Here is a 13111-nt window from a genome sequence, read left to right as displayed (position 1 = left end):
AAGAAACCCTCCTTATTCTTGATCTTCTAATACAGCTACTCCTGGCAATTCTTTGCCTTCCATGAACTCGAGTGAAGCACCGCCACCAGTAGATACGTGATCCATTTGGTCTGCTACTTCAAACTTTTCAACAGCTGCTGCAGAGTCTCCCCCACCAATTACTGTATAAGCAGATGTTTCTGCCATAGCGTCCGCTACTGTTTTCGTACCGTTTGCGAATGGTTCCATTTCGAAGACACCCATCGGCCCGTTCCAGATCACGAACTTCGAGTCTTTGATGACTTGCTTGTAACGCTCTGCTGTTTCCGGTCCGATATCTAGACCCATCCAGCCTTCTGTAATGTCTTCCACAGAAACCGTTTTCGTCTCTGCATCCGCCGCAAATTTATTCGCTACGACTGCATCTGTCGGCAAGTACAGATTCACTGCTTTTTGCTTCGCCTTTTCAATGAACGACTTAGCTAGTTCTACTTTATCCTCTTCTACTAATGAATCTCCAGTTTCATGACCTTGTGCACGTGTGAAGGTATACGACAGTCCGCCACCGATCAACAAGTTATCGACTTTATCCAATAAATTATCAATGACGCCAATCTTATCTTTCACTTTCGCGCCGCCAATGATTGCTGTGAACGGACGCTCTGGATGCGACAATGCTTTTCCGAGGACATCCAATTCTTTTTCAAGCAAGAAGCCAAGAACACCGGGTATGTACTCCGCAATTCCAGCAGTAGAAGCGTGTGCACGGTGTGCTGTTCCAAATGCATCATTGACAAATACGTCTGCCAGACTCGCATATTGCTTGGACAGATCTGCATCATTCTTCTCTTCGCCTGGATTGAAGCGAACGTTTTCAAGCAAGATCACGTCGCCGTCTTTCATTTCAGCGATCGCTTTTTCTACTTCTTCACCGATTGATGAATCTAGCTTTTTCACTGTTTTGCCAAGAAGCTCAGACAATTTATCGCCAGTAGGTGTCAAACGCATCTCTTCATTTACTTCACCTTTGGGACGTCCCAGGTGGCTGGCTAAAATAACCTTTGCTCCTTCGTTCGTCATATATTCAATTGTAGGAACAGCTGCTCTGATGCGTGTATCATCCGTTACCATTCCATTTTCCATCGGTACGTTGAAATCCACGCGGCAAAATACGCGTTGGCCATTCAATTTAATATCTTTAATCGTCTTTTTCGTCTTCATAAAGTAAGTCCTCCTTGGCTTAAATACAAAAAGAGGAACGGGTTCACCGTTCCTCTGACCCATATTTATTCATTATAATCGGTTACCTGTAGAATGGCTATGATTTATAACAGAATTGATGGTTTTCGCTTTTTATAGTCCTTGTTCGTTCATATAACGTGCCAAATCGATACAACGAGCAGAGTAACCAGACTCATTATCGTACCAAGAAATAACTTTGACCATATTGCCTTCCATTACCATTGTAGACAAACCATCTACTGTAGAAGAAGCTGTATTGCCGTTGTAATCAACAGATACGAGTGGTAACTCACTGAAGAATAGAAGTCCTTTTAAATCGCCTTCTGAAGCTTCCTTCAATGCAGCGTTCACGTCTTCAACAGTTACCTCTTTCTCTAATTCCGACACAAAGTCCACAAGTGAAACGTTTGGAGTCGGTACACGCACTGCCATTCCGTCTAATTTGCCTTTTAATTCAGGAATTACTTTTGTTACAGCAGAAGCCGCACCCGTTGAAGTCGGGATCATCGACACGCCTGCCGCACGCGCACGTCGGTAGTCTTCGTGTGGAAGATCAAGAATCTTTTGGTCATTCGTGTACGAGTGAATCGTTGTCATCATTCCGCGTTTAACACCGAATGAATCGTTCAATACTTTAACGACAGGTGCTAAACAGTTTGTCGTACATGATGCGTTCGATACGATGTTGTCGCTCGCTGCATCGTACGTTTCTTCATTGACACCCATTACAAGTGTTGTCATTTCACCTTTAGCTGGTGCGGACAAGATGACTTTTTTCGCGCCTGCATCGATGTGCTTTTGTAGTCCTTCTTTCGAACGGAATACACCTGTACAGTCGACAACGATATCTACGCCAAGGTCTTTCCAAGGTAGGTTCGCAGGGTCTTTTTCTGCAAACACGCTGATCTTCTTGCCATTGACATTGATCGATGATTCGTCCGATTGCACGTCTGCGTCAAAGACACCGTGCACAGAGTCATATTTCAATAAATGCGCCAACATCGCTGCATCTGTTAAGTCATTGATCGCTACTACTTCCATATCTTCTGATGCAAATGCTTCTCGAAGTACCAATCGTCCAATACGTCCAAATCCATTAATCGCTAATTTTACTGTCATCTTAAATCGCCTCCGTAAAATGGTTGTTATGTTTTCGCCTTTTAGGCATAATATCTACGCTTTACATAAGCGACAGCATATGTTCCGCTGCGCCTTCGTCTGTTACTAAAATAGTCTGAGACGGTGCACTTGCTAAGTACGACAGCAGTGCTTCCGCTTTGCTTGCTCCGCCGGCTACTGTGAACACGTGCGGTATGTCTTGCAGATGTTCCATTTGAATTCCGACTGTGCGGATTCGATGGACAATTTCACCTTGCTGGTTGAAATAAAAGCCGAATGCTTCTCCCTTTGCTTGCCGATCCAGTAGAATCTGCTGTTCGTCTTCAGGAGAGTTTCGTAATACTGCCATTTTCGCCGCATTGCCGACACCGTGGATGACGCAATCCGTCTGGCTATATAACTCGAGCATTTCTTTTGCTGCTGGTTCATGCTGAAATACCGCATGCGCTTCTTCACTTAATGTGTCTGGATAATAAAACGCTTTGTATGTCGCATGACAACTTTCTGCAAACGAAGCTGCAATCATATTCGCTTGTAATCCAATTTCTTCCCCTACGCCACCTCTTGCTGCGATAAATTGCACATTGGGCAGTTCATCTTGCTGCATAAACGATGGAATCGCGGCTACTGTACTACCGCCTGTCACTGCAACGATTTCATTTCCTTTAATACGGGAACGAAACTGTTTTGCCGCTTGCATGCCAAGCAACTTTTTCGTCAAAGGTGAATCATCAGAATCTCCTTCTACTACATGTACTTTCAGAATGCCCAGACGCTCCGCCAATTCATTCGCAAGTTGACGTCTACCGGACCTTTCTTCCATCGTATCATGCAGCGCAAAGAGTACTTCTATACCTTTTTCCGTAGTCGAAACACCTTCTTTGGCAATATTCACCAATCCCTGCTCTTTCAATAAATCGAGCATCGTCCGTGTTTCCCTTTCGGAATAACCGGACACAGAACTAAGTGTTCTTCTGCCGACAGGACCCGACGCTTTAATCAGTTTCAACATGTGATAACGTTGTTCAATCAATAGCGGAAGTTCTGGTACAAGTGCGAGTTGCGCTTCCAAAAATGATAAGTTCACTCACATCACTCTTTTCAAGTGGGCTGTTTTTGATCCCTTGATATTATTACTGTCCCACCTAGTGTAAAAAAATACTATACACGTAGTATAGCATCTTGAAAATCAAAACACAAATAAGAAAGCGTTTTCACTAGTCAATTAATTCCAAAACGTCGATATAGCCTATATTCCCGTAGGTTCGCACACGTCCTTCGTGTTCAATAACCGGGATCATCAGCATGTATTTTTCATGGATTTCGTCATCTTCTTCTATATTAATGGTCTCCCACTCGAGCGGATGATCTTCCGCTACTAATTTAAGCATGCGCTCCGCTTCTTCGCACAGCTCGCAATTGGGTCTTGTGTAGAATGTAATGTGCATGTCAGGGTTCACCTCGTTTTTTATTATGATGGCATGGATTGGGGCGGATTTCTAGTGAATTGCTTTTTTTAAGGGGGTGATGGGTTTGCTTGTGGGATGTGGGGTGTGGGGTGTGGGCTATGAGCGGTTGCGTGGCCCGATAGAGCGGATAGCGTGTGGCTATGATCGGATACGTGATGTGATAGAGCGGATAACTTCGTGGATAGAGCGTTCGTGGGTAAGTATAGAGCGGTCACCGGGATTCATTGAGCCTCGAGCGATCAGGTCAAGTGCGGAAAGAGAGATGGCACGGCACATAGAATTCGTGGAGATCCGAATGTCGTGCCGCGGGCTTAGAGCGGTTACGCGACTGGATAGAGCGGATAGCGTGTGGCTATGAGCGAATACGTGGCGTGATAGAGCGAATAACTTCGTCGATAGAGCGTTCGCGGGAAGGCATAGAGCGGTCAACGCGATTCATTGAGCCGCGAGCAGCCAGCGCAGCCAGTTAGAGCACAGCGATCAGGTCAAGTGCGGAAAGAGAGATGGCGCGGCACATAGAATTCGTAGAGAACGGAATGTCGTGCCGCGGGCTTAGAGCGGTTGCGTGGCCCGATAGAGCGGATGGCGTATGGCTATGATCGGATACGTGGCGTGATAGAGCGAATAACTTCGTCGATAGAGCGTTCACGGGAAGACATAGAGCGGTCAACGCGATTCATTGAGCCTCGAGCAGCCAGAGCAACCAGTTACAGCGTAGCGATCAGGTCAAGTGCAGAAAGATGGCGCGGCACATAGTATTCGTAGAGAACGGAATGTCGTGCCGCGGGCTTAGCGAAACTCCTCCACAATCAAAAAAGTGACGACAACTCGTCAAACGAGTTATCGTCACTTTTAAAGGCTTACCAGCTTCTGCCGGCGCCGCCTCCGCCACTGGAACCACCGCCGCCGAAGCCACCAAAGCCTCCGCCGCCGCTGCTTCCACCTCCGAAACCTCCACCGAAGCCGCCACCGGAGCCTGGGAAGAATATTGGGCCGCCGCTAGATCGACCGCGTGGACCGCCGCCTCCTCTGCCACCTCTTCCTCCGCCTCCGAAGAAGAGTCGGAAGAGAATGTAGAGGACGATGACAATGATGAAGAAGTTCGGCATTCCTACATCTCCGTCGTCACTTCCACCTTCAAGATACGTGACGGGTAAGTCGTCGCCATTCAAACCATATTCTGCTGCGATTTCATTGTAGAATGCTTTATACGCTTCCATAATCGCGAGGTCTGGTTGTTCATTTCGTAAATATGGCATGGCCAGTTCATCAATGAAACGTCCTACTTTACCGTCAGGCAGTGCTCCTTCTAGACCGTAGCCAGTGAGCAAATAAAATTCACGGTCTATTCCTTGCGCTTCGTCTTTCTCAGTAGAAACGACTAGCAACGCACCGTTTTCTAGCTTGCTATCGCCTAATTTCAATTCACGAAATGTCCGTAATGCATAATCCTCTACAGGCTCGCCTTCAAGTGAATATACTGTACGTACCGCAAGTTCAGCTTTTGTCGCTGCTTGTAATCTTATACCGTATTGCTCTATTTCTGATTCTTGTTCAGGTGATAAAATATTTGCATCATCTACCACCACATCCGTAATCGCATGGGCTGTCGTAGTACTAGTAAGGGCAACTAGTATGGCTACGAGGAACATGCAGAAACGGTTGATCACTTCTTGTCATCCCCAAAATCGACTGATGGCGGTTGTTGCGCCCCTTCGACCGCTTTGAAGTATTCTTTTTCATCGAATCCGAAGATGGAAGCGACAATCTTGCCTGGGAAACGTTTTACTGTTCTATTGAAGACTGAAACGACGTCGTTATAATCTTTACGTGCAACGGCGATTCTGTTTTCCGTACCGGCTAGTTCATCCATTAACTGCTGGAAGTTTTGATTCGCTTTTAAATCTGGATAGTTCTCGACCACGACTAGTAAACGACTCAATGCACTCGATAGTTCTGAATCTGCTGCTGCTTGTTCTTCAGGACCTTGTGCTCCGGCCATTTTACTACGTGCGTTGGCAATGTTTTCGAGCACCTCTTTTTCATGTGAGGCATATCCTTTTACCGTATTGACCAAATTCGGGATTAAATCTACTCTTCGTTGTAGTTGCGTTTCGATTTGTGCATATGATTGATCTACGTCTTCTTCTAAGTTCACTAACTTATTATACGAAGGTACGATCATAATCGCAGCTATGACAACTAGTACTATAATGGCTATAAGCGGACCAGCTAATTTCTTCATAGATCACTACTCCTTTCCTTATCTCTTTAGTATATCCTTACCCTTATTCTTTCACTCCCCAAACTTACAGTTGAAATTAATTAACTGGTAGTAGTTGGGTGTATGTCTAGTTTCACTTTCATTTATAAGCATAGACTACTTTAAATATGATTCGTTTCTCACTACAATCATTGATACGGCTTGGAATTTATTTTCAATTAGCTCTTTACAGATTATTTTTAGTAAGTTATACTATTAAAGTTGCACGAGGGAAAGAATATAGTCCTAATCATGCATTAGAGTTGCGTGAAGGAAACTATTGCTTTATATTAATAAATAAATTAACTACAATTCTACTCAAGTCATATATAATAGTGCTTTATTTTTTGCGTAAAAGTTGCACGAGGGAAAGAAGGAGGATACAGTATGATCGAACCGATAACAGTTAAACATATTAGTGTTTCATATGACGGCAATGAAGTCGTAAAGGATGTATCTTTTTCATTTGGAGCTGGCAGTTTGATTGGTGTGCTTGGACCAAACGGCGCGGGTAAATCCACGTTACTGAAAGCGATGCTCGGCTTGATCCACAAAGATCATGGAGACGTGAAAATCGGTAGCCAGACTGTGAATTCCATGCGTAAACAAATTGCTTATGTTCCACAGCGTTCCAATATCGACTGGAACTTTCCGATCATCGTAAAAGACACGGTCTTACTGGGTACCTACCCAAGAACCGGTATACTTAGACGTCCTCGTAAAGCGGATAAAGAATTCGCTATGGAATGTTTGAAGCAAGTCGGCATGGAAAGCTTCGCAAACCGTCAGATTGGTGAACTTTCAGGCGGACAGCAACAGCGTGTGTTCCTTGCACGTGCGCTCGCTCAAAAAGCAGATTATTTCTTCCTCGATGAACCATTCGTCGGAATTGACGTATCCAGTGAAGAAATCATTATCGGGATCTTACGCGAATTGCAAGCAGCCGGTAAAGTGATTTTCGTTGTTCACCATGATTTATCAAAAGTAAAAAGTTATTTTGACGAGTTGATTCTTATCAATAAAGAGTTAATTGATGCAGGCCCTACTAGTAAAGTCTTCCAGTCGGGCAATATGACGAAAGCATACAATCGTGAATTTATGATCGACGGCTTGGAGGTTACTATGTAATGGAGTTTATTCAAGATTTAATGACCTATAGCTTCTTGCAAAAAGCGTTGATCACTTCCGTTATGGTCGGCGTCATCTGCGGCGTCATCGGTAGTTTTATCGTTCTTCGCGGGATGGCACTAATGGGAGATGCGATTTCCCACGCGGTTCTACCGGGAATTGCCATTTCCTATATGCTCGGTATCAACTATTTCTACGGTGCTGTGTTGACGGGCGTTCTGACCGCATTCGGTATTGGAGCCATTTCTCAAAATAGTCGAATTAAAAATGACTCGTCGATCGGAATTGTCTTCTCCGCATTTTTCGCACTCGGGATTATCTTAATTACTCGGGCAAAAAGTGCGACCGATCTAACGCAAATTTTATTCGGTAACGTCTTGTCTGTCCGCACATCGGATATGTGGCTGACATTGATTATCGGATCTGTCGTTATTCTAGTCGTTGTGTTGTTCTTCAAAGAACTACTCGTTTCCAGTTTTGATGAAACGATGGCTGCAGCATACGGTTTAAAAACGCAGCTTATCCATTATACAATTATGTTTTTACTGACATTGGTTACAGTCGCTTCCTTACAGACAGTTGGCGTGATTTTGGTCGTTTCATTGTTGATTACGCCCGCTTCCACAGCGTATCTGTTAACGAATCGCCTATCGATCATGGTCGTACTCGCAGCATTCTTCGGTGCAGTATCTTCTATTATTGGTCTGTACTTCAGTTTCTTATACAATATGCCGTCAGGACCAGTTATCGCGTTGGCAGCGACAGGAATATTCATCTTGGCATTCCTATTCTCCCCTAAGCAAGGGATTATCGTCAGCAAGATCCGTTCAAGAGCGAAACGCAAAGCGATTACAAATGCTACAAATTAAAGATTCAACCGCTGCGGCGGAAATATAAATTTATTATCCATAAAGGAGTAGAAACGATTACATGAAGAACTTAGCAAAGTGGCTGACATTGTCATTGCTCGCTGTATTTATGTTAGCAGCGTGCGGCAATGACGATAAAGGCAAGCAAGGCGCAGAAGACGGCGACAAAGCAGCGGAAACGGGTGACAAGTTGAAAGTCGTTACATCGTTTACTATCATTGCAGATATGGCACGTGAAATTGGCGGAGACTATGTGGAGGTTTATAACCTAGTACCCACTGGAACGGATCCCCACGAATATGAACCATTGCCAAATGATATTAAAGCCGCAACAGATGCGGACGTTTTATTCTACAACGGCTTAAACCTTGAAGGCGGAGAAAAAGGTTGGTTCTTCAAGATGATGGATTCCGTTGGACAGAAAGACGAAAACATCTACAGCTTGACTGAAAATGTTGAGCCTAAGTATCTTGGTGGCGATGATGGGCGTGAAGAAGAAATCAACCCACACGCGTTCATTGATCCTGCTGTTGGAGTGAAAATGGCAGAAGCTATACGTGATGCTTTGATTGAAAAACACCCAACACATAGCGAACAAATCCAAGAGCAAGGCGACAAGTATGTTCTACGCCTACAAGAGCTTGACGACGAATTCGCAGAGCGCATTTCTACAGTTCCTGAAGAAAATCGCGTGCTTATAACAAGTGAACGTGCATTCCAATACTTGAACGACCACTACGGTTTGAAAGAAGCTTTCATTTGGGAAATTGATACAGAAGAGAACGGTTCTCCTAAACAAATCAAAGAACTTGTTCAGTATATTAAAGATCACAAAGTTCCTGTGTTATTCGTAGAATCCAACGTGGATACTCGTCCAATGGAAACTGTTTCCGAAGAGACCGGCGTACCTATTGCTGAAAAGCCGATCTACTCTGACGAAATTGGTAACCCTGGTGACGAAGTCGATACGTATGTAAAATATTTAACGTATAATATGGATCTAATTCATGACGAGTTGAGCAAAGAACGATAAACTCACGGTCAACCGACCTAATACAAAAAGGAAGTCACACTCCCCTGTGGCTTCCTTTTTTGTTTATAAAAAGTATTGTATATATAAGTCCGTGCTTATATGATAGTTGTACTAAAGAATAAAGGAGAATTATATGAATCCCGAACAAATGGAAAGGTATTTAAAAACTATCGGGGACCAATCCCGTTTACAGTTATTGAAAGCATTAGAAAACAGACCTTTATGTATTTGTGATGTACAGCCTTTACTCGATATTTCGCAGCCCGCTGTCAGTCAGCATATGCGCAGACTAAAAACTGACGAAATCGTATGCGATGAACGGCGCGGACGTTGGGTATACTGGTCACTCAATACGAGCCATCCCCACTATTCTTTACTGCTCAAATTATTGAAGTTATTACCGGTTCCTTCTATTGATCGACAGGAGGAGAGTCGATGCAAATAATAGTAGCGAGTTCGATTTTTCTACTCACGCTCATTTTCGTCATTTGGCAACCACGAAACTTATCAATCGGCTGGTCCGCAATTGCCGGTGCACTTCTTGCGCTACTGGCTGGCGTCGTCAGTTTCACTGACGTAATCGACGTAACAGCGATTGTTTGGAATGCTACATTAACATTTGTCGCTCTAATTATTATTTCGTTAATTTTGGATGAAATCGGATTTTTCGAATGGTCCGCTTTACATATGGCGCGTTTTGCCAAAGGAAGTGGCGTCAGGATGTTCTTGCTAGTCATCCTACTCGGCGCCGGTGTATCGGCTTTATTTGCGAATGATGGCGCAGCTTTGATCCTAACGCCAATTGTTCTTGCGATGGTGCGTGCGCTTGATTTCAAAGAGAAGATGATTCTCCCCTTTGTCATGGCATCGGGATTCATTGCGGACACCACGTCGCTGCCTCTCGTTGTCAGCAATCTCGTAAACATCGTCTCTGCCGACTTCTTCGGTATCGGTTTTGCCGAATACGCAAGCCGGATGATCATTCCGAACTTCTTCAGTCTCGGCGCAAGCATTCTCGTGCTGTTTATCTATTTCCGGAAATCCATTCCAAAACGTTTTGATGAAAAGTTGCTGCGCACACCCGCTAGCGCCATTCGAGATCACAAAATGTTTCGGATTTCATTTGTCGTACTCGGCACCCTACTCGTTGGCTACTTCATTAGCGAATCAATTGGATTACCCGTCTCCTTCATTGCCGGTTCGATTGCGATTGTATTCTTATTGATCGCGAGAACGAGCGATGCAGTAGAAACCAAAACCGTAATCAAAGGCGCACCTTGGGCAGTCGTGTTCTTCTCAATCGGAATGTACGTAGTCGTCTACGGTCTGCGCAACGTAGGACTGACGTCTGTATTGACAGGATTGATCGAGTGGACGGCTGGACATGGTTTGTATGCCGCAACGATCGGCATGGGCTTCATTGCCGCAATTCTGTCGTCGGTTATGAATAATATGCCGACCGTTATGATTGACGCATTAGCCATTCAAGACGCTGCAGTTCCACCAGATGTGCGCGAGGCATTGATCTACGCAAACGTTATTGGATCAGACCTCGGTCCCAAAATGACACCTATCGGCTCACTTGCGACGCTGCTGTGGCTGCACGTACTGTCCCTAAAGGGCGTACGTATTTCATGGGGCTATTACTTCAAAGTAGGAGTAGTTCTGACCGTGCCTACGCTGTTGATCACGTTGACTGGGTTATGGTGGTGGCTGACGGTTTCTTGAAGGTAGTGAGAGGGGAATTATAATCTGGTGCGACTTTGATACAAGATAGGTTGAAATCATGAAACTGGCAAAGGTTAGGGGCGGGAATTGGCGCTACGGAGGGGACGCTTTCCTAGAGGGCTCGCGGTGAGCCAACCAGTCGCAAGCTCCCTTGGTTGTCTCTCCTGTCGAGCTGATCCTCTGGGAGTCGCCCCTCCTACGCGCCAATTCCTTGCAATGTAAGTGGGTGATACCTTTTGTTGTTCATTAAAGTTAGTGTTGTAATAGGTTTTGAACTTCAGTACTTGTACCTAAAGAAGTTAAGACAAAACAATAATTCACATACTATCTACAGTGAGTGATCTAAATAATTGCACTATCAATGTAAGGTTGGAAGCGGAAGTTGGGGCGACTCCGGGAGCATCAGCGTGCGCCTTGAGACCCTGGACTGAGCTGAAAGCGAGGGAAGCGGATCAAGCCACGCCCTTCGAAAAGCGTCCCCAACTGGAGCTTCCATCCCCATGCCAACACTACCTAACTCTCATTTCCATTCACGTTAACCTTTCAACTTAACCCCAACATAAAAACAAGTTTAAAAGAAGTTCTATTAGGGGAAAATGAATAGCATGATGTCGTTTCGGGTAGTCTGATTGACAACACAAAAAAGCGTTTGAACATAATCGCTACATGCGAACTGTTCAAACGCTTTACTATGATGCCCTCGGCGGGAGTCGAACCCACATTTTGAGCTTCGGAGGCTCACGTGCTATCCATTGCACCACGAGGACGAAACATGTATGATCAAGCTTTAGCTATGATAACTCCACTACAGAAAGAACTTTTCTTCTGTAAGAGACATCTTCCATTGTATCTTAGAATATAATGAAAAGCAATGTGTATTTTTAAGGCAAATGATTTGACCTTTGTTGACCTTAATAGGTAAAATACAGTTATAGTTGAAATACAAACTGATTTCAACCGAACGAATATTATGAAGTAATTAAAGGAGGAAGTCTAATTGAATCTAATTCCTACAGTTATTGAACAAACAAACCGTGGTGAGAGAGCGTACGACATTTACTCTCGTCTATTGAAAGACCGTATTATCATGTTGGGTAGCGGCATTGACGACAACGTAGCCAACTCTATCGTTGCACAATTGCTCTTCCTAGAAGCTGAAGATCCAGAAAAAGACATCTCGATCTACATTAACAGCCCAGGTGGAAGCATTACAGCAGGTATGGCGATCTACGATACTATGCAATACATCAAACCAGACATCCGCACAATCTGTGTAGGCATGGCAGCATCAATGGGTGCATTCTTGCTAACAGCCGGTACAGAAGGCAAACGCTACGCATTGCCAAACGCAGAAGTCATGATTCACCAACCACTAGGTGGCGCACAAGGTCAGGCAACTGAAATCGAAATTGCCGCAAAACGCATCTTGCACCTACGCGAAAAACTAAACCAAATCCTAGCAGATCGCACTGGCCAGCCAATCGACGTCATCGCAAAAGACACAGACCGCGATAACTTCATGACTGCCGAACGCGCAAAAGAATACGGCCTAATCGACCACGTTCTAGAACGCAACGAAATCGAAAAGAAATAACAACTACAGGTTGTCGCAGAAAGCCAAAAGGCCTTCCGCGACAACCTTTTTATTTTGTGTTTTTATATGAGTTTGAGTTTGAGTTTGAGTTTGAGTTTGAGTTTGAGTTTGAGTTTGAGTTCGGGTTTGGGTTTATTTTGGTTTTGATTTTGGTTTAATCTTCACAACACAAATGTATCAGCGTTCTAACTCCAAAAAGAGACACCAGTTGGTCGTAGTGGAAGGCGGCGACTCCCGCGGGAATAGCATGAGCCTTGAGACCCCGCAGGTAGCGAAGCGGACGAGGAGGCTCAAGCCATGCCCGCAGGAAAGCGTCCGCCTGGAACGGAGACCAACGGCTTCTCCACGTACCCCCTTATTAAGTCAGAACAAAAAAAGATGACGAAACCTCAAAAGGTCATCGCCACCCATATCCAACTCACTGCTCCACTTCGACTAAATCAGCCAAATTCTGAAGGGCCAAATCCTCATCAATCCCGTCCGTAATCAACGTGATCTCCGTCCCCTTCGCAATCGCCAAACTCATAATCCCCATAATGCTCTTCGCATTCACCTGACGACTATCCTTCTTCAAATAAATATCAGCCGTATACTTATTGGCCTCCTGTACAAACAACGCTGCCTGTCGCGCTTGCAAACCAGGCTTAATTCCTACTATTACTGTTTTTTCTACCATATTGTGTGCTC

At 44.7% G+C, this 13111-nt stretch carries 13 protein-coding genes and 1 tRNA gene; 6 read left to right on the top strand and 8 right to left on the bottom strand.

From position 1 onward, the window contains the following. Window positions 1-12: 12 nt before the first annotated feature. The 6 genes from CSV76_RS10885 to CSV76_RS10855 form a co-directional block, all read right to left on the bottom strand. A complete protein-coding gene (locus CSV76_RS10885; RefSeq protein ID WP_099625586.1) occupies window positions 13-1200 on the bottom strand; it encodes a phosphoglycerate kinase in 1188 nt (395 codons plus the stop codon). Window positions 1201-1332: 132 nt separating this feature from the next. After that, entirely contained in the window at window positions 1333-2340 is a 1008-nt protein-coding gene (gene gap, locus CSV76_RS10880) for a type I glyceraldehyde-3-phosphate dehydrogenase (protein WP_099625585.1), read from the bottom strand. Window positions 2341-2401: 61 nt separating this feature from the next. Beyond that, window positions 2402-3427 carry a sugar-binding transcriptional regulator gene (locus CSV76_RS10875; protein ID WP_099625584.1) on the bottom strand — a complete coding sequence of 342 codons (1026 nt, stop codon included), beginning with the start codon at window positions 3425-3427 and terminating at the stop codon, window positions 2402-2404. Between the two features lie 130 nt (window positions 3428-3557). Beyond that, window positions 3558-3788 (bottom strand): glutaredoxin family protein, encoded by a 231-nt coding sequence (locus CSV76_RS10870; RefSeq protein WP_099625583.1) that lies wholly within the window; start codon window positions 3786-3788, stop codon window positions 3558-3560. Between the two features lie 881 nt (window positions 3789-4669). Further along, the gene (locus tag CSV76_RS10860; protein WP_099625581.1) at window positions 4670-5479 is read right to left on the bottom strand and encodes a TPM domain-containing protein; all 810 of its coding nucleotides are present in this window, start codon (window positions 5477-5479) and stop codon (window positions 4670-4672) included. Further along, entirely contained in the window at window positions 5476-6054 is a 579-nt protein-coding gene (locus CSV76_RS10855) for a LemA family protein (RefSeq protein WP_085426954.1), read from the bottom strand. The genes CSV76_RS10860 and CSV76_RS10855 overlap by 4 nt, the downstream gene beginning before the upstream one ends. A gap of 405 nt (window positions 6055-6459) precedes the next feature. Here CSV76_RS10855 and CSV76_RS10850 point away from each other — a divergent pair, with 405 nt between their 5' ends. The 5 genes from CSV76_RS10850 (at window position 6460) to CSV76_RS10830 (ending at window position 10830) form a co-directional block, all read left to right on the top strand. After that, window positions 6460-7200 (top strand): metal ABC transporter ATP-binding protein, encoded by a 741-nt coding sequence (locus CSV76_RS10850; protein ID WP_099625580.1) that lies wholly within the window; start codon window positions 6460-6462, stop codon window positions 7198-7200. Beyond that, a complete protein-coding gene (locus CSV76_RS10845) occupies window positions 7200-8069 on the top strand; it encodes a metal ABC transporter permease (protein WP_099625579.1) in 870 nt (289 codons plus the stop codon). The genes CSV76_RS10850 and CSV76_RS10845 overlap by 1 nt, the downstream gene beginning before the upstream one ends. 61 nt (window positions 8070-8130) lie before the next feature. Beyond that, the gene (locus CSV76_RS10840; RefSeq protein WP_099625578.1) at window positions 8131-9102 is read left to right on the top strand and encodes a metal ABC transporter solute-binding protein, Zn/Mn family; all 972 of its coding nucleotides are present in this window, start codon (window positions 8131-8133) and stop codon (window positions 9100-9102) included. 133 nt (window positions 9103-9235) lie between these two features. Continuing rightward, complete coding sequence (locus CSV76_RS10835; RefSeq protein WP_085426958.1) at window positions 9236-9547, top strand: ArsR/SmtB family transcription factor; 312 nt, start codon at window positions 9236-9238, stop codon at window positions 9545-9547. Next, window positions 9538-10830, top strand: a complete 1293-nt coding sequence (locus CSV76_RS10830; protein WP_099625577.1) for an arsenic transporter — start codon at window positions 9538-9540, stop codon at window positions 10828-10830. Before CSV76_RS10835 ends, CSV76_RS10830 begins: the two co-directional genes overlap by 10 nt. Before the next feature lie 695 nt (window positions 10831-11525). Here CSV76_RS10830 and CSV76_RS10825 read toward each other — a convergent pair. Continuing rightward, window positions 11526-11597, bottom strand: a tRNA-Arg gene (locus tag CSV76_RS10825). 230 nt (window positions 11598-11827) lie between these two features. On the opposite strand from CSV76_RS10825, the gene clpP reads away from it, so the two are divergent. Further along, window positions 11828-12424, top strand: a complete 597-nt coding sequence (clpP, locus tag CSV76_RS10820; RefSeq protein ID WP_085426964.1) for an ATP-dependent Clp endopeptidase proteolytic subunit ClpP — start codon at window positions 11828-11830, stop codon at window positions 12422-12424. Between the two features lie 418 nt (window positions 12425-12842). Here clpP and CSV76_RS10815 read toward each other — a convergent pair whose 3' ends face one another. Further along, complete coding sequence (locus tag CSV76_RS10815) at window positions 12843-13100, bottom strand: HPr family phosphocarrier protein (RefSeq protein ID WP_085426966.1); 258 nt, start codon at window positions 13098-13100, stop codon at window positions 12843-12845. Window positions 13101-13111 lie beyond the last annotated feature (11 nt).

This window comes from Sporosarcina sp. P17b (genome assembly GCF_002743115.1).
Taxonomy (GTDB): Bacteria; Bacillota; Bacilli; order Bacillales_A; family Planococcaceae; genus Sporosarcina; species Sporosarcina ureae_C.
This window is presented reverse-complemented; position numbering and strand designations above follow the sequence as displayed.